General features: G+C 37.5%; 17 protein-coding genes. 6 read left to right on the top strand and 11 right to left on the bottom strand.

The window, feature by feature from the left end; all coding sequences use genetic code 11:
* Position 1: 1 nt before the first annotated feature.
* Positions 2-979, bottom strand: coding sequence for a polyprenyl synthetase family protein (locus RMO03_RS09710; protein WP_309641906.1), 978 nt, complete (start codon positions 977-979; stop codon positions 2-4).
* A gap of 123 nt (positions 980-1,102) precedes the next feature.
* Between RMO03_RS09710 and RMO03_RS09705 the strand changes: the two genes are divergently transcribed.
* Positions 1,103-1,984 carry a hypothetical protein gene (locus RMO03_RS09705; protein WP_309641905.1) on the top strand — a complete coding sequence of 294 codons (882 nt, stop codon included), beginning with the start codon at positions 1,103-1,105 and terminating at the stop codon, positions 1,982-1,984.
* Positions 1,985-2,034: 50 nt separating this feature from the next.
* Here the strand turns inward: RMO03_RS09705 and rlmN are convergent, their stop codons facing one another.
* The gene (gene rlmN / locus RMO03_RS09700; RefSeq protein WP_309641904.1) at positions 2,035-3,078 is read right to left on the bottom strand and encodes a 23S rRNA (adenine(2503)-C(2))-methyltransferase RlmN; all 1,044 of its coding nucleotides are present in this window, start codon (positions 3,076-3,078) and stop codon (positions 2,035-2,037) included.
* A 70-nt stretch (positions 3,079-3,148) separates the two neighbouring features.
* Here rlmN and RMO03_RS09695 point away from each other — a divergent pair, with 70 nt between their 5' ends.
* Positions 3,149-3,790, top strand: a complete 642-nt coding sequence (locus tag RMO03_RS09695) for an O-methyltransferase (protein WP_309641903.1) — start codon at positions 3,149-3,151, stop codon at positions 3,788-3,790.
* A gap of 217 nt (positions 3,791-4,007) precedes the next feature.
* Here RMO03_RS09695 and RMO03_RS09690 read toward each other — a convergent pair whose 3' ends face one another.
* From RMO03_RS09690 to RMO03_RS09665, 6 genes are all read right to left on the bottom strand, one after another.
* Positions 4,008-4,574, bottom strand: a complete 567-nt coding sequence (locus RMO03_RS09690; protein WP_309641902.1) for a phosphatase PAP2 family protein — start codon at positions 4,572-4,574, stop codon at positions 4,008-4,010.
* Positions 4,575-4,916 (bottom strand): twin-arginine translocase TatA/TatE family subunit, encoded by a 342-nt coding sequence (locus tag RMO03_RS09685; protein ID WP_309641901.1) that lies wholly within the window; start codon positions 4,914-4,916, stop codon positions 4,575-4,577.
* Positions 4,917-5,166: 250 nt separating this feature from the next.
* Positions 5,167-7,410 (bottom strand): M1 family metallopeptidase, encoded by a 2,244-nt coding sequence (locus RMO03_RS09680; protein WP_309641900.1) that lies wholly within the window; start codon positions 7,408-7,410, stop codon positions 5,167-5,169.
* A 76-nt stretch (positions 7,411-7,486) separates the two neighbouring features.
* Positions 7,487-7,981: a DUF6702 family protein gene (locus tag RMO03_RS09675; RefSeq protein ID WP_309641899.1), complete on the bottom strand. Its 495-nt coding sequence runs from the start codon at positions 7,979-7,981 to the stop codon at positions 7,487-7,489.
* Between the two features lie 13 nt (positions 7,982-7,994).
* Entirely contained in the window at positions 7,995-8,735 is a 741-nt protein-coding gene (locus RMO03_RS09670) for a hypothetical protein (protein WP_309641898.1), read from the bottom strand.
* A gap of 22 nt (positions 8,736-8,757) precedes the next feature.
* Positions 8,758-9,507, bottom strand: coding sequence for a hypothetical protein (locus tag RMO03_RS09665; protein ID WP_309641897.1), 750 nt, complete (start codon positions 9,505-9,507; stop codon positions 8,758-8,760).
* Between the two features lie 146 nt (positions 9,508-9,653).
* Here RMO03_RS09665 and pepE point away from each other — a divergent pair, with 146 nt between their 5' ends.
* Positions 9,654-10,367 carry a dipeptidase PepE gene (gene pepE, locus RMO03_RS09660; RefSeq protein WP_309641896.1) on the top strand — a complete coding sequence of 238 codons (714 nt, stop codon included), beginning with the start codon at positions 9,654-9,656 and terminating at the stop codon, positions 10,365-10,367.
* A gap of 51 nt (positions 10,368-10,418) precedes the next feature.
* On the opposite strand, the gene RMO03_RS09655 is transcribed toward pepE, so the two are convergent.
* From RMO03_RS09655 to RMO03_RS09645, 3 genes are all read right to left on the bottom strand, one after another.
* Positions 10,419-10,715 carry an isoamylase early set domain-containing protein gene (locus RMO03_RS09655; RefSeq protein WP_309641895.1) on the bottom strand — a complete coding sequence of 99 codons (297 nt, stop codon included), beginning with the start codon at positions 10,713-10,715 and terminating at the stop codon, positions 10,419-10,421.
* A 263-nt stretch (positions 10,716-10,978) separates the two neighbouring features.
* Complete coding sequence (gene pckA, locus RMO03_RS09650; RefSeq protein WP_309641894.1) at positions 10,979-12,604, bottom strand: phosphoenolpyruvate carboxykinase (ATP); 1,626 nt, start codon at positions 12,602-12,604, stop codon at positions 10,979-10,981.
* Between the two features lie 79 nt (positions 12,605-12,683).
* Positions 12,684-13,070: a DUF423 domain-containing protein gene (locus RMO03_RS09645; RefSeq protein ID WP_309641893.1), complete on the bottom strand. Its 387-nt coding sequence runs from the start codon at positions 13,068-13,070 to the stop codon at positions 12,684-12,686.
* Positions 13,071-13,262: 192 nt separating this feature from the next.
* Here RMO03_RS09645 and RMO03_RS09640 point away from each other — a divergent pair, with 192 nt between their 5' ends.
* The 3 genes from RMO03_RS09640 to RMO03_RS09630 all read left to right on the top strand — a co-directional run bounded on the left by RMO03_RS09640 (position 13,263) and on the right by RMO03_RS09630 (position 15,836).
* A complete protein-coding gene (locus RMO03_RS09640; protein ID WP_309641892.1) occupies positions 13,263-14,021 on the top strand; it encodes a DUF3108 domain-containing protein in 759 nt (252 codons plus the stop codon).
* A 2-nt stretch (positions 14,022-14,023) separates the two neighbouring features.
* Entirely contained in the window at positions 14,024-14,335 is a 312-nt protein-coding gene (locus tag RMO03_RS09635; protein WP_309641891.1) for a hypothetical protein, read from the top strand.
* Positions 14,336-14,465: 130 nt separating this feature from the next.
* Positions 14,466-15,836, top strand: coding sequence for a saccharopine dehydrogenase C-terminal domain-containing protein (locus RMO03_RS09630; RefSeq protein WP_309641890.1), 1,371 nt, complete (start codon positions 14,466-14,468; stop codon positions 15,834-15,836).
* The last annotated feature ends 157 nt before the right edge of the window (positions 15,837-15,993 follow it).

The following is a 15,993-nucleotide window of genomic DNA, read 5'->3' as shown; positions in this document are numbered from 1 at the left end:
ATTAAATTTTTCTTTCAATTACATAATTCACCATCAAGATTAGGGCATCTTTGTATTCAGAATCAGGATATATTTGCAACAATTGTAGTGCTTCTTGTTGAAATTCAAGCATTTTTTGCTCGGCGTATTGAAGTCCATTGTTGCTTTTTACGAAAGCAATGACTTCTTTCACACGCTTCTTATCCTTATTATGGTTTTTGATGGAATTGATTAACCATGATTTTTCTTTAGGTGTACAATGGTTCAAAACGTAAATCAATGGCAAAGTCATTTTTTGTTCTTTGATGTCGATTCCGGTTGGTTTGCCAATCGCATCTTCAGTATAATCGAATAAATCGTCTTTGATTTGAAAAGCCATGCCGATAAGTTCCCCAAACTTGCGCATATTTTCAACTTGCACTTCATCATCAATTACAGATTTCGCACCCAATGCACAACACGAGGCAATTAAAGTAGCTGTTTTCTTGCGGATGATTTCGTAATAAATATCTTCCACTATATCAAGTCGACGTGCTTTTTCTATTTGTAACAATTCGCCTTCACTCATTTCTCTTACGGCCACTGAAATAATTTTAAGTAAATCAAAATCGCCATTGTCAATCGAAAGCAACAATCCTTTCGACAATAAATAATCGCCAACCAAAACGGCAATTTTATTTTTCCAAAGCGCATTGATCGAGAAAAAACCGCGTCTTCTGTTGCTGTCATCAACAACATCATCATGCACGAGTGTTGCGGTGTGGATCAATTCTATAACTGAAGCACCACGATAAGTGCGTTCGTTTACGGTTCCGTTGTGAAGCATTTTGGCCGTCAGAAAAACAAACATCGGTCGCATTTGTTTTCCTTTTCTATTAACAATATAATAAGTGATTCGATTAAGAAGTGCTACTTTGGAAGTCATCGATTCATAGAACTTTTTCTCGAAAAGCTCCATTTCAACCAGAATCGGACGTTTTATTTGTGAAGTGATGTTCATTACTTTTCCAAAGATACTTATTAAGTTTAGAGTTACAAAAGTAATAATTTCGTAATTTTCAAGTTTTAAATTAAACCATCTTGAACCCTAAAAGTCTTAACGGAAACTTAAAAAATTAATATTATGAAAACAAAGATTTTATTTCTGGGATTAGTTTTATCTATCCTATCGATTGGTTGTAGCAAAGATGACAATAAAGATAGCTCACAAGCTTTTTCATCCGATGAAGCCAAAGTAAATTCGAAAATTGATGTTGCCAATGATGATGTATCGGATATCGTAGAAGGGCAATACGATGCTACAGCAAGCAATGAGGCAGGAAGATCTTCTGCAGGCGCAGTTCTTATTAATTTACCTTCTTGCGCCACTGTTACAAGAAATCCAGATTTTGGAATTACTTTAACGCCGGGAACCGAAGTTACTAAAACCGTTGATTTTGGAACTGAAGGTTGCCCGATGGCAAACGGAAATGTTTTAAAGGGAAAAATCATCATTACTTTTACCTATCAACCAGAAGCAACTTCACACACCATCAATTATCAATTCGATAATTTCTATCACAATGCGATTAAATTTACCGGTAACAAAACCTTCACTAGAACCATGAGCGGCGGCGAAACCAGTCATCCGATTGTAACGATGGTTATGGACATGACCGCAACCTTTCCTGACTCAAGAGTTTTCACAAGAGTTGGAACCAGAACCAGAGAAATTATTGCCGGAATGAATACACCAAATTATTTTGCTGACAATATATACCAAGTTACAGGAAATTGGACAACTACTTTCCCAAATACAACGGTACAAACCAGCACAATTACAACACCTTTGTTAGTAAAAATGAGTTGTGTAAATCAAAACAAACCGTTATTAGTTCAAGGTGTGATTACTTTTTTAAGAAACGGAAATACAGCCACTTTAGATTATGGCAATGGAGAATGTGATAATCTCGCAGTATTCACAATCAATGGAAATTCTTATAATATTATTCTTGGCGGTAATTAAAATCGTCCATCTTACTTAATAAAAAACGTCTCAGTATTTGAGGCGTTTTTTTATGCTTCTTTATTGGCCAATTGCCCGCAAGCGGCATCAATATCTTTACCGCGACTTCTTCTGACTTTAGCGACAATTCCGTTTGATTCTAGTGCTTTGATGTAAGCATTAATCGATTCTTCTGAAGCTTGTTGGAATTCGCCATCATCGATTGGGTTGTATTCAATCAAATTAACTTTACAAGGAACGTACTTGCAGAATTTAACCAACGCATCAATTGAAGCTTTGTTGTCGTTGATGTCTTTCCAAACAACATATTCGTAAGTGATTTTGCTTTTGGTTTTTTGATACCAATATTCTAATGATTCCCGTAAATCTGCCAATGGAAAGTTGGTGCTAAACGGCATAATTCGAGAGCGAATTTCATCAATAGCAGAATGCAACGAAACTGCGAGTTTGAATTTGACTTCATCATCAGCAAGTTTTTTAATCATTTTAGGTACTCCTGAAGTAGAAACCGTAATGCGCTTAGGCGACATACCCAAACCTTCTTCCGACGTAATCATATCGATGGCTTTGATGACATTGTTGTAATTCATCAGCGGTTCGCCCATGCCCATAAAAACAATATTCGATAATGGATGATTGTAGTATAATCTGCTTTCTTTATCAATCGCAATCACTTGATCGTAGATTTCTGCAGGTTCAAGATTGCGCATTCTTTTGAGTCGAGCCGTTGCGCAAAAATTACAATCCAAACTGCAACCCACTTGACTCGAAACGCAAGCGGTTGTTCTCGTATTGGTTGGAATTAATACTGATTCGACCACCAATCCGTCATGCAAACGAACTGCATTTTTTACTGTGCCGTCTTCGCTGCGTTGCATCTGATCAACTTTGATGTGGTTGATGACAAAATTTTCTTCGAGCATCGTTCGAGTAGCTTTAGAAATATTGGTCATGTCTTCAAAACTGTGCGCGCCTTTGCTCCATAGCCATTCGTAGACTTGGTTGCCGCGAAACGACTGATCGCCTTGCGACACAAAAAAGTCACGCAGTTGGTCTTTGGATAAAGCTCGAATATCTTTTTTGTCGATTTGCATGGCGCAAATTTAGTGTAATTTGGTTATTCGCTTATTTGATATTTTGATAACTTTGAGGAAATTTTATAAAATGCACTTCATATCCCAAGAACTCGAAGATTATATCGAACAACATTCTGAAAAAGAACCTGAATTGTTGGCAGCTTTGAATAAGGAAACCTATCAAAAAATTTTATTGCCAAGAATGCTTAGCGGTCATTTTCAAGGTCGTGTATTAAGCATGTTATCGAAGTTGATTCGCCCGGTGAATATTCTCGAAATCGGAACTTATACCGGTTATGCTGCGTTGTGTTTGTGTGAAGGCATGCAAGAAAACGGTTCGTTGCATACGATTGACATTAAAGAAGAATTGATTGATTTTCAGCGCAAGTACTTTGATCGTTCGCCATGGGGAAAACAGATTGTCCAGCATTTGGGGGAAGCCATCGATGTGATTCCGACTTTGAATATCAAATTCGATTTGGTTTTTATTGATGCTGATAAAGAAAATTACCTCCACTATTATGAATTAATCTTACCGAAAATGAATCGCGGTGGCATCATACTTTCTGACAATGTGCTTTGGAGCGGAAAAGTTTTGGAACCTTTGCAGGCAAATGATATCAGCACGAAAGTACTTCTCGAATATAATGAATTACTCAAAAATGACCCTCGCGTAGAAACCGTTTTGCTTCCTATTCGCGATGGTTTGACCGTGAGTCGGGTGCTTTAAAAATTCATAACTTTTTTTGCGCCTTCGCGTCTTTGCGATAGAAAAAGAATATGGCTCGCAAAGACGCAGAGACGCAAAGTCAATAAATTCTCAAGTATATTTTATTTGAAATAAAATGTTCAATATTTCCGAATGCTCTAGCCCTGATCGCAGCGGTATCTTTTTGTGCCGTTGTTCGGCGCAAAAAATTTAGCGTAGAGCAGGAAACAGCTCCTAATTAAACTTCTGGAAAATATTTGGATTGTAAATATTGATACCCTTTGTAGAATAAAAATCCGAAAGTTGCACCGAAAACGTAGCCTGTGATTATGTCTAACGGGAAATGTAGCCCGAGATAAATTCTGCTGTAGGCGAAAATCAGTGGAAACACGAATACTAAAAACGCATAGCGGTAGTATTTTTTGAAAGTCATAAATACAAAAACCGTTGTTGCCATTGAATTGGTGGCGTGTCCTGAGAAAAAACTAAAAGTGTCGCTCGATTTTACGATACGGATAATGTCTTTGATTTCAGGATCGTTGCATGGGCGAAGTCGTTGTACGGAATCTTTAAAAAGATTGGCAGTTTGGTCGCCAACCAAAATCAAAACTGCGATGAAAAGCATCATAATACCTATGTTTTTCCAGCTTAATTTTTTTTGCAATAAATACAACACGAGTAGAAAAAGTGGTGTCCAATAAAGTTGTTTGGTGATGCAAAGCCACAAATTATCGTAGGTTTCAGTGCCTAATCCGTTGAGGAAAACGAACAACTGTTTGTCTGAAGCGATAATTTTTTCGAGCATTTATTTTTGTCTTTTAATAGGTCCGACAACATCTTCAACTTCTGCTGTCACGTCATCTTTTACTGATGTATCGGCGAGCAGTTTGTCTTTGGCTTTATTGATTTCGGAATTGATATTCTCTGTGATGCCGGTGAAATTGCCGTGCATTTCTTGAAAGGTTTTATCAAGTCCATTGGCTTCTGCTCCTTTTTGAATTTCGCTTTTAATATCGTTGGTCGCGTTTTTGAGTTGCGCCATGATTTTGCCCAATGTGCGTGCAATTTCAGGAATTTTGTCTGATCCGAAAAGCATTAAAGCGATAAATAGTATGAAAATTAATTCTCCTCCTCCAATTCCGAACATAATGGTTTATTTTGCTGCAAAGTTACAAAGTTTACGAGAAGATTTTTTCCTAAAATTATAATAAATTATTAGTGGCTTTAGTCTAAAAAATACTTTAACCACATAGAAACATAGAAAACAAAAATAAAGTCAGCTTTGTTTATTTAGAGATTAGATAGCCTATGCAAAATGAAATTTCTATAACAATTCTTTTTATATTAATTAAAACCTATGTTTCTATGTGGTTTAAAATATTAGATAATAATTTGTATCAGTCGAATTTTGATTTTTGTTCTTGTTTCGGCCATGTATTGTTGTTGGTATCGATATCCGCTGTTTCAAGTTTCGGGTCGATGACAATTTTAGCAATGGCTTTTTTGGTAGCAAAAGTACGGCTCACTTCAGCATCGTTCATTCTCCAGATTTGTGCCGGGAACTTTTGGTTTTCTGTGGTGCCGTCATCGTAAGTGATTTCAACAATAATCGGCATAACCAATCCGCCTGGCTTGTCGAAAGTAACTTGGTAAAAATATTTTGGACTGTCTAATTTCGCTCTTTCTTCTTCTGTGAATTTTGTTTGAATAAACGCATCTAAAGTCGCCACGGCTTTGAGGTCAAGTGGTTTGTTTAGCTCAGGTTTGAAATCTGTACTCGCATTGTCAATCATGTACACCAATGGTCCGGAAGCTTTGAGTCGGTTTCTTCTGTTAACTTCAGGTGCTTTGAAATCTTTGGGCGCATCGTTGCTTACGAAATATTGTTTCACTTCTTTGATTCCGATATCATTGTAATCGGTGGTGTAGAACCAGCCTCTGAAAAACCAATCCAAATCGACTGCCGATGCGTCTTCCATCGTTCTGAAGAAATCTTCTGGCGTTGGGTGTTTGAATTTCCAACGGTTCGCGTAGGTTTTAAAAGCATAGTCGAATAACTCGTGCCCCATAATCGTTTCGCGCAAAATATTCAATGCCGCTGCGGGTTTTCCGTAAGCATTATTTCCGAATTGTTTGATGCTTTCCGAGTTCGTCATAATCGGTTCAATTTTCGATTGATCGCCGCTCATATAAGGAATGATGGTTTTGGCTGGTCCACGATCAACAGGGAATTTTGGGTCAAAAGAAATTTCTGCAAGGTATTCCATAAATGTATTCAAGCCTTCATCCATCCAAGTCCATTGGCGCTCGTCGGAATTGACAATCATTGGAAAGAAGTTGTGCCCCACTTCGTGAATAACTACGCCCAACATGCCATACTTTACACGATCTGTATAGGTTCCGTCTTCTTGTGGCCGACCAAAATTCCAACAAATCATTGGGTATTCCATGCCTTGGTCTTGAGCATTTACTGAAACTGCTTTTGGATAAGGAAAATCAAAAGTATAACTCGAATAACTTTTCAAAGTATGCGCCACAGCTCGTGTAGAATAAGTCTCCCACAAAGGATTGCCTTCTTTCGGATACAACGAAACCGCCATGACTTTCTTGCTACCAAACTGCACAGCCATCGCGTCGAGTATGAATTTTCTTGATGTCGAAATTCCAAAATCACGCACATTTTCCGCTTTGAATTTCCATGTTTTTTTCTGAGTAGAAAATCCTTTTTCAGCCACCATTGCTTCCGCTTGGGTAACAATCACGACCGGTTTGTCGAAGGAATTTTCTGCTTGGTTGTATCTTTTCAATTGTTCTGGTGTAAAAACTTCTGCTCTGTTTTGCAATACACCTGTCGCTTCCATAATATGATCGGCAGGAACAGTAATATTAACTTCAAAATTTCCAAACGTCAAGGCAAATTCGCCACTGCCCCAGAATTGCATATTCTGCCAGCCTTCAACATCATTATACACCGCCATTCTTGGGTAGAACTGCGCCAATACATAGAGATTATTACCGTCTTTGAAATGCTCGTAACCTGAACGACCGCCATCAATCATATAGTTGTTGATGGTGTAATTCCATTTGATATTCAAAGCGATTTTTTGTCCGTGTGCCAATGGTTTCGCTAAATTGACACGCATCATCGTTTCATTAATCGCGTAAGGAATTGGATTGCCTTTGCTGTCTTTTACATAATCGATTTTAAAACCACCATCGAATTTGTCTTCGAGGTATTTTCTTGAAAATCCGGCCGCACTGATGGACGGATCTATTTTTGAATTTTCAATCAATGGTGTTTTGGAAGTTTTGGCTGCAATATTCTGATCGAGTTGAATCCACAAATAGTCTAATGATTCTTTGGCATTATTAGTATAAGAGATGGTTTCTGTACCGTAGAGTTTGGTGTTTTTATCATCGAGTTCAACATCAATTTTATAATCTGCTTGCTGCTGATAATAGTCCGGACCAGGTGCACCCGAAGCAGTTCGGTAGCTATTTGGAGTGGCCAACAAATCATACATCTGTCTGAATTTGTTTTCATCAAGATGTCCTTTTTCCTTTACTTTTGGAGTTTCCTGAGCGTTGATTTTTGGTAAAATAATCAGTAACAACAGCCAAATTGCAGTATTTTTTTTCATGAAATAAATTTTTAAAGAAGCGGTAATTTTCTGAGTTAAAAGTAATTGTTTTTTGCAATTTGTTATACAAACGAACTTATTTTAACACGCCGCTCGTGTTTTCATTGGTCAACAAAAGGCTTTGCTTTTTTCCGTTGCATGTGGTTTGAATGACATTCTGTTGGTCGGAAAACATATCCATTAAACTGGTGTTTTTAATGTCGAGCGACGTAACTTTAGCAATATCGTTAATTTTATAATAACCGATGACGACATTATTTTCAAGTTCTTTACTTACAAAAACAAACGGTTTTTTAGTTCCGTTGATTTTGATTGTAAAATGTTCTGCAAGGTATTGGTTCATGAACGCAACATCTTCGGGCGTTTCTGTTGGTTCACCAATGTGTGTGGTTTTAGTGTACTTCAATTGAAGGGCTTTATTCAAATCATCTATAAAAATTCGAGTCGTAATTTCAACGCGTTTCTTTGGTGCCACATAATTGATTTGATAAATCGAAATGTAGAATTTATGCACCGCAAAAGCCGTCAGCGTCACAAACAAAATCATTCCTAAAATCAATGTTTTTTTCATGGCTCAAAAATACTTATTTCTGTTCAACTAATAGAGAATCCTTATATTTTAAAGCCAATCCTTTAATCAGAAACTGCGTTAAGGTTTTGTTTTTGGCTTTCAATGCGCGAACGAAATCAGTATCTTCAATTAAAAAATAATGAAACCCTTTGATGTAATCCGCCGGAATTTTTAAAGTATTGACATAATAATCTTCTTCAAACCAGCCATCAAGTTGTAGCAACAATCTTTCTTTTTTTTCTACTTGAACTTCCTTTTTCAGCATTGTAGTTCGTCCAGAAATGGCATTCAATATTGGATTTAAAGGAACGATTCCGCTTCCGGTTGTCGCTTCATGAACTCGCCGTTCGGCAGGCGAATATTTTTTTTGCCCGTAAGGAATGATGCCAAGATTTTCGGCATTGATATTTGGGTTTTGATTGACTTTTACTTCTTCCAACGGCGTTATTCTTTCACTCATTTTAATCAGAACTCGCTCTTGAGATAAATCTTCTTCCAGAATAATCCTGCGTTTGGTTTCTAAATTAACTGCAGAAAACACAAGCGCGTCGCCTATTTTTACGGGGATGTTGAATATTCCGAGTTCATTGGAAACAGTCGCCTTTCCGGTTGTGGCATTTAATATATTGACTTTCTCGACGGCTACATCATTTGAAATGATTTTTCCAATCAATAATTTTTCGTTTGTTGTTTGAGCTGAAATAACTTGCGCCAACAGTAGTAAAAATAAAGTATGTAGTTTTTTTGTTGGCACTGGCGATTACTTCGTTGAAGGATTACTTTTCAAGAGCGGTAATTTTCTTGAACTCGTTGTTTTGCCCCACCAAGAAATCCATCAATTCGAAATTGGTGCTTGACTTAGCAATCGATTGGGCTTTGGCGTCATTTTCACAAAACACCAGAAAAAGTTTAATCTCATCGTCACGAAGTTTCAGACTGTTTGTGAAAAACGAGTAATGGATCTTTTGCATGACCACTTCGGTGAAATTGATATTGGAAGTAAAATCTTTTTTGTTTGGGTTTTTCTTGCGCAATAATTTCAACACATCTTTATACAATCGAACAAAATCGACACCGTTTTCGATGGCATTATAATTAGGCATCACCGTGTTTTTTGGAGAAGATTGTTTGTCGTCAAAATACTTTTTATCAACTTCAGCTTGTGAGTTTATTTTCGGAGTTTTGGTTTTGTTCCTTTCTACCAGCACTTCTCTTAATTGGTTAGGAAAGACTTTCAAAGGAACGATGATTACCTCATTTTCAATATCTTCTTTTGTAATGACTACTTTTTTCGATTTGAATAACAAACTCGAAAAAACCAAAGTGTCATTTTCTCTCGCAGAAATTTCAAAAGCACCTTCAAATTTGGTGATGGTTCCTGTTCTCGCATTGGTATTAAAAACAATCACATTTTCTACTTTAATGGAATCATTTACCACTTGTCCACGAATCATTTTCCTAGATGATTGAGCAAAGCCCAACTGGCTTAGAAGAAAGAAAATCAGTATGACGATGTTGGTTTTCATGGGTTGTGATTGCAATAGTATTTAAAAAATAAAAATACTACATCATTGCCAAAACTATGATAACACTATGTTAATTTAAAAAAGAAATCCGCTGCAAAATGTCGCGAAAGGTTTTTTATCTTTAACCCAAATTAGAGTAATTTTCTATGAAAAACCTTATTATCGCGAGTACTTCAACGCTGCATGGCGGCGGCTATTTAGACTATATTTTGCCGGAATTGGCAGTGCATTTTAAAAATTGCAAAACCTTATTATTCATTCCGTATGCCAGACCAAGTGGCATCTCGCATGATCAATATACCGAAAAAGTATCGACGGCTTTTGCAAAAATTGACATTAAGGTTCGGGGCATTCATGAATTTGAAAATCCAAAAGAAGCCATAGAAAACGCTGAAGGTATTTTTACCGGTGGTGGCAATACCTTTTTATTGGTTTTTCAGTTGTATAAAAACCACTTAATGACCGTTTTATCCAATACAATAAAAAATGGGACGCCATACCTTGGTTGCAGCGCCGGCAGTAATATTACAGGTTTGACGATGCAAACGACGAATGATATGCCGATTATTTATCCGCCGAGTTTTGATACTTTGGGGTTGATTCCTTTTAATTTAAATCCACATTATTTAGATCCGGATTCGCAATCGAAACACATGGGTGAAACGCGCGAAACTCGAATCAAGGAATTTCATGCATTCAATACGGTTCCTGTTTTGGGATTGCGTGAAGGAAGTTGGCTCGACGTCAGAGGAGAAAAGATACTACTCAAAGGAAATTTATCGGCTCGATTGTTTAGACAAAACCAAATGCCCGAAGAATTGGAAAGCGGAAGCGATTTGAGCTTTGTGGGGATGATATAAAATAAAAAAGTCGCCCGAAATGGACGACTAATGTTATTTGTAAAGTAAAAATTATACTTCCAATACGCTGTTTTCTGCACCTGCAAATTCGTTCCAGATGTATGAATCTGCTTCTACTTCGTTTACGAAAGCACCATCAATTACATATTTAAATTCGTAAGAAGCATCTTTGTTTACTTCAAAAACACCTTTGAAAGTTCCGTTTTTAAGTTTGCTTAATTCGCCTTCTTTTGAGTTCCAGTTGTTGAAATCTCCAACTACTGCTGCTGTGTTTGCTTCTTTAGCCTCTACTGTAAAAGTTACTTTGCAAACCGGTTTCGTTTTTATAAATTGTTTCTTAACTGACATAACTATTTCATTTTTAGAATTATGGGGCAAAGTAAATAAATTCATCGCAAGAAACCATAACCAAAAATACGATTTGAGAATATGGTAGAAAGTATCCAAAAAAATGGTTGTATTCTTAGGTTTTGAGGTCTGAAATTCTGAATATTGAATCAGAAAACGTTTTCGTTGTGAAGAGTTTTTATATAAAAAATCATCGATTTTTGAAATTAAATAGTTATTCAACTTCAAAAATCGATGATTATAATCGTTTGGCTTAGAATCTTTTACAATTTTGGCCCAGCTTTCACTAAATTTTGTCCTTCGGAATTGTCTGTATATTGTGCGAAGTTTTTGATGAATCTTGCTGCTAAATCTTCCGCTTTGGTATTCCATTCTGAAGCTTCAGCATAAGTATTTCTCGGATCTAAAATATTAGAATCTACATCGGGAAGTGCTGTTGGTACTTCAAAATTGAAAGTAGGAATCATTTTAGTTTCGGCTTTTTCAATCGAACCGTCTAAAATCGCATCGATGATGGCGCGTGTATCTTTAATTGAAATTCGTTTTCCTGTTCCGTTCCAACCGGTGTTGACCATATAAGCTTTGGCTTGGTGTTGTTCCATTTTTTTTACGAGTTCTTGTCCGTATTGCGTTGGGTGTAATGATAAAAACGCTTTTCCGAAACAAGCTGAAAAAGTCGGCTGTGGTTCTGTTACGCCTCTTTCTGTTCCTGCTAATTTAGCTGTAAAACCTGAAAGGAAATAGTATTTGGTTTGTTCCGGTGTGAGTTTAGAAACTGGCGGCATTACTCCAAAAGCATCAGCAGTTAAGAAGATTACTTTCGTAGCATGACCCGCTTTAGAAACCGGTTTTACAATATTGTGAATGTGATTGATTGGATATGAAACACGCGTGTTTTGCGTTACCGAACCATCTTTAAAATCGATTTTACCATTGGCGTCAACGGTTACGTTTTCTAATAATGCATCTCTTTTGATGGCTTCGAAAATATCGGGTTCGTTTTCTTTGCTTAAGTCGATGGTTTTGGCATAACAACCGCCTTCAAAATTGAAAACACCATCATTGTCCCAACCGTGTTCGTCGTCACCAATCAATTCTCTTTTCGGATCGGTTGATAAAGTAGTTTTTCCTGTTCCTGACAATCCGAAGAAAACGGCAACATCGCCATCTTTCCCTTTGTTTGCCGAGCAGTGCATTGAGGCAATTCCTTTGAGTGGCAAATAGTAGTTCATCATTGAGAACAACCCTTTCTTCATTTCGCCACCATACCATGTACCACCAATCAATTGGATTTTTTCGGTTAGGTTGAACGCAACATATACTTCAGAATTCAAACCATGTGCTGCGTAATCTTTGAAACTGGTTTTAGAACCGTTCATTACGATGAAATCGGGTTCACCAAAATTTTCTAATTCTTCTTCCGTTGGGCGAATGAACATATTCTTTACGAAATGCGCTTGCCACGCCACTTCCATGATGAAGCGAACTTTGAGTCTTGTATTTTCATTGGCACCGCAAAAAGCATCTACTACGAATAGTCTTTTTCCTGAAAGTTGGTTGACCGTGGTTTCTTTTAATGCGTTCCAAGTGTCTTGTGAAATGGGTTTGTTATCATTGACGGCTTTGTCTGAATTCCACCAAATGGTGTTTTCGGTGATGCTGTCTTTTACAATGTATTTGTCTTTTGGCGAACGTCCGGTGAAGTCTCCGGTCATTACGTTTACGGCTCCTAATTCTGTTAATTGTCCTCTTTCGAAACCTTGCAAGGATGGTTTTAATTCTTCATGGTATAAAAAATCAAACGAAGGATTGTAAATAACTTCTGCTGCATTTTTGATTCCGTACTTTTCTAACGAAATCGATTTCGTAATTTGAGCGTAATTATCCATAGAAATGAGTTTGTATTGTGTTTTAAATAAAGGACAAAAGTAAAAATAATATTTTATGTAGATTTATATTATCAAAATATTATCGTTTTTTCTTATAAAAATCGATGAAAAGCCATAACCAGCCGACGATTAATAACAATCCGCCAATGGGTGTTACGAATCCTATGGGTTTAAAATTGATAGTCGTTACATTCTGAGTCGCAAGCAAGTAAATTGAACCTGAAAAAAGCAACACGCCCGTCGTAATGAAATAGAAAATCATCTTCTTAGTTTTTTCGGCAATACTTTCTGACAGCCCGACAAACATCAAAAACAATGCGTGGTACATTTGGTATTTTACGCCGGTTTCGAATGTGTTGAGTTGTTCGAGATTTAAAACTTTCTTCAAGGCATGTGCTCCAAAAGCGCCTAAGATGATGGCGGTCATTCCTAAAAAAGTTGCGGTCGTAATTATCTTTCTGTCCATTTTTGATATCGTTATACTAAGCTGTAAAATTATCTGTTATAAAGGAAACGTCAAAGAAATTTAGGTTTTTTTAGCCCCGGTTGCAGCGGTATCCTTTTTCCTGCTTCTTTAGCAGGGAAAAGATTTAGCGGAAAACGGGATGAAGCTCCTAACAAAAAAATATTACATTTGCATTTTAAAACTACAAATAATATGAGAAAATTATTTTTTATCACATCGGTTTTATTGGCTAGTATCGCCAGTGCGCAAACCAATAAGGCGGTCAAATCGGGTGAGAAATTTGTGTATGCTGCTTCGTATAATATGAGTGGATTGATGACGCAACTTGCGCAGGTTATTATGGAAACCGAAACTGTAAAAACGTCTAAAAGTACTTTACTGCATTTGAATTGTGAGGCGACAACTTACAGCAAATGGGATACTTTTTTTAAGATTCGCGACAGTTATGAATCGTATGTGAATCCGACTACGCTCAAACCAAGTTTGTATAAAAGAGATATTCTTGAAGGCACTTTTACCAAAAAGGAAAAATATATTTTCAAAGGCAATACAATTGAAAGTACGCTCAAGAGAAAAAACATGCCCGAATCTAAAAAGGCTTTTCAGATTGGTGCGAATACGAATGATATTGTTTCTACGATTTATTTATTGCGTAACATCGATTTTAGCACAATGAAACCAGGGCAAATTAAATCATTTACCGTAGTTTTCGATGAAAAGGAAATGAGTGTTTCCGCAAAATATATGGGTAAAGAAACGGTGAAAGCCGGAAATTTGGGAACAAAAACCTGTTACAAAGTTTCGATTGGCGCCAAAATCAACAAGCTTAAAGGAACCGATAAAAACATTATTTACCTGACTGCTGATGCGGCGAAAGTGCCTGCTTTGATTCAGTTTAGCATTCCTGTAGGAACAGGTCAATTAACATTAACTAACGCAACCGGATTATAATTATGAGAAAAGTATTGATTGTTTTAGCCTTTTTATTTGCATTGCTGGGCATTGTATTCGCAATTTTACCGATGGGAACATTGGGTGTTTTACCTGTAGGATTGTCTTTGATTTTTGGTGGTTTGGCGTATTACAAATCCGAAGCTAATGATAAAGCCGTTCCGAAATGGTTGTTGATTGTCGCGGGATTGACTTTACTAGTGGTAATCGTAAGAAGCATGATTCCCGATGAAGTGGAACAAGATGTTCAATTTGAACAACATAAAATCGAATCCAAACAAGAAGATTTAAAAGATTTGGAAGGATTGGAATAGTATTGAAGACGGATTTTACGAATTGATACGGATTAAATCCGTGAAATCCGTGTTACCTTTTAAGCTCACATTTTGTGGGCTTTTTTTATATCAACAAATTCATACCTTTGGAAACTATTTGCAAAAAAACATGAGAAATATTCTAATTATCGGCGCCGGACGCTCGGCTTCTTCCTTAATTCAATATCTATTACAAAAATCGGATGCCGAGAATTTGCATCTGACCATTGGCGATTTATCGCTCGAACTCGCACAGCGCAAAACCAACAATCATAAAAATGCTACGGCCATTGCGTTCGATATTTTCAACGAAAGCCAACGCCATATTGAAATACAAAAAGCCGATATCGTCATCTCGATGCTTCCGGCACACATGCACATCGAAGTTGCCAAAGATTGCATCACTTATAAAAAACACATGGTTACCGCTTCTTATGTCAGTGATGCTATGCAAGAACTCGACGCCGCTGCCAAAGCCAACAACCTTATTTTCATGAATGAAATCGGACTCGATCCAGGAATCGACCACATGAGCGCCATGAAAATTATCGACGAAATCCGCGACCAAGGCGGCAAAGTAATTTTGTTCGAATCGTTCTGCGGTGGACTCGTAGCTCCGGAATCCGACAACAATTTGTGGAATTACAAATTCACTTGGGCACCGAGAAATGTCGTGTTGGCCGGCCAAGGTGGCGCAGCGAAATTCATTCAAGAAGGCACTTACAAATACATTCCATACCACAAATTATTCCGCCGCACCGAGTTTCTCGAAGTTGAAGGTTACGGAAGATTTGAAGGTTACGCTAACCGCGATTCTTTAAAATACCGTTCTGTTTACGGACTCGATGACGCGCTGACTTTATACCGCGGCACCATTCGTCGTGTAGGTTTCTCCAAAGCTTGGAATATGTTCGTGCAACTCGGTATGACCGACGACAGCTATAAAATCGACAATTCAGAAAACATTAGTTACCGCGAATTTGTCAATTTGTTTTTACCGTTTCATCCGACAGATTCTGTTGAAATTAAATTGCGTTTGCAACTCGGCATCGAACAAGACGATATCATGTGGGACAAACTCCTTGAACTCGACTTATTCAACAAAAACAAAATCGTTGGACTCAAAGATGCTTCTCCAGCGCAAATCCTCGAAAAAATCCTGACCGACAGTTGGACACTCGAAGAACACGACAAAGACATGATTGTGATGTACCACAAATTCGGTTACGAAATCAACGGCGTAGAAAAACAAATCGATTCGAAAATGGTCTGTATCGGCGACGACCAAACCTATACTGCGATGGCAAAAACTGTGGGTTTACCCGTAGCCATGGCGACCTTACAAATCCTCAACGGCAACATCAAAACGCCTGGCGTACAACTGCCAATCAACAAGGAAGTTTATTTACCGATTTTAAATGAACTCGAAACTTTCGGAATCCATTTCAAAGAAACTGAAATGCGTTATGTGGGTTACAATCCGGATCATATTAAGCTTTAGTATTAGGAGCTGTTTCCCGCTATCTGCTAAATCTTTTGTGCCGAACGCCGGCACAAAAGGATATCGCTACTATCGGGGCTAGGACTGCGGGGTTCTAAAATACGAACGTCATTGCGAGCGAAGCGAAGCAACCTGTCTTAAGTTGAGCAGATTGCTT

The sequence above is a fragment of the Flavobacterium sp. genome (genome assembly GCF_031411595.1).
Classification (GTDB): Bacteria; Bacteroidota; Bacteroidia; order Flavobacteriales; family Flavobacteriaceae; genus Flavobacterium.
The sequence above is the reverse complement of the archived record's forward strand: the minus strand, read 5'-3'. Positions and strand labels throughout refer to the sequence as shown.

Coding starts and splice junctions, on each gene's coding strand:
- RMO03_RS09710 (WP_309641906.1), bottom strand. CDS start 979: ATGAACATCACTTCACAAATAAAACGTCCGATTCTGGTTGAAATGGAG.
- RMO03_RS09705 (WP_309641905.1), top strand. CDS start 1,103: ATGAAAACAAAGATTTTATTTCTGGGATTAGTTTTATCTATCCTATCG.
- rlmN (WP_309641904.1), bottom strand. CDS start 3,078: ATGCAAATCGACAAAAAAGATATTCGAGCTTTATCCAAAGACCAACTG.
- RMO03_RS09695 (WP_309641903.1), top strand. CDS start 3,149: ATGCACTTCATATCCCAAGAACTCGAAGATTATATCGAACAACATTCT.
- RMO03_RS09690 (WP_309641902.1), bottom strand. CDS start 4,574: ATGCTCGAAAAAATTATCGCTTCAGACAAACAGTTGTTCGTTTTCCTC.
- RMO03_RS09685 (WP_309641901.1), bottom strand. CDS start 4,916: ATGTTCGGAATTGGAGGAGGAGAATTAATTTTCATACTATTTATCGCT.
- RMO03_RS09680 (WP_309641900.1), bottom strand. CDS start 7,410: ATGAAAAAAAATACTGCAATTTGGCTGTTGTTACTGATTATTTTACCA.
- RMO03_RS09675 (WP_309641899.1), bottom strand. CDS start 7,981: ATGAAAAAAACATTGATTTTAGGAATGATTTTGTTTGTGACGCTGACG.
- RMO03_RS09665 (WP_309641897.1), bottom strand. CDS start 9,507: ATGAAAACCAACATCGTCATACTGATTTTCTTTCTTCTAAGCCAGTTG.
- pepE (WP_309641896.1), top strand. CDS start 9,654: ATGAAAAACCTTATTATCGCGAGTACTTCAACGCTGCATGGCGGCGGC.
- RMO03_RS09655 (WP_309641895.1), bottom strand. CDS start 10,715: ATGTCAGTTAAGAAACAATTTATAAAAACGAAACCGGTTTGCAAAGTA.
- pckA (WP_309641894.1), bottom strand. CDS start 12,604: ATGGATAATTACGCTCAAATTACGAAATCGATTTCGTTAGAAAAGTAC.
- RMO03_RS09645 (WP_309641893.1), bottom strand. CDS start 13,070: ATGGACAGAAAGATAATTACGACCGCAACTTTTTTAGGAATGACCGCC.
- RMO03_RS09640 (WP_309641892.1), top strand. CDS start 13,263: ATGAGAAAATTATTTTTTATCACATCGGTTTTATTGGCTAGTATCGCC.
- RMO03_RS09635 (WP_309641891.1), top strand. CDS start 14,024: ATGAGAAAAGTATTGATTGTTTTAGCCTTTTTATTTGCATTGCTGGGC.
- RMO03_RS09630 (WP_309641890.1), top strand. CDS start 14,466: ATGAGAAATATTCTAATTATCGGCGCCGGACGCTCGGCTTCTTCCTTA.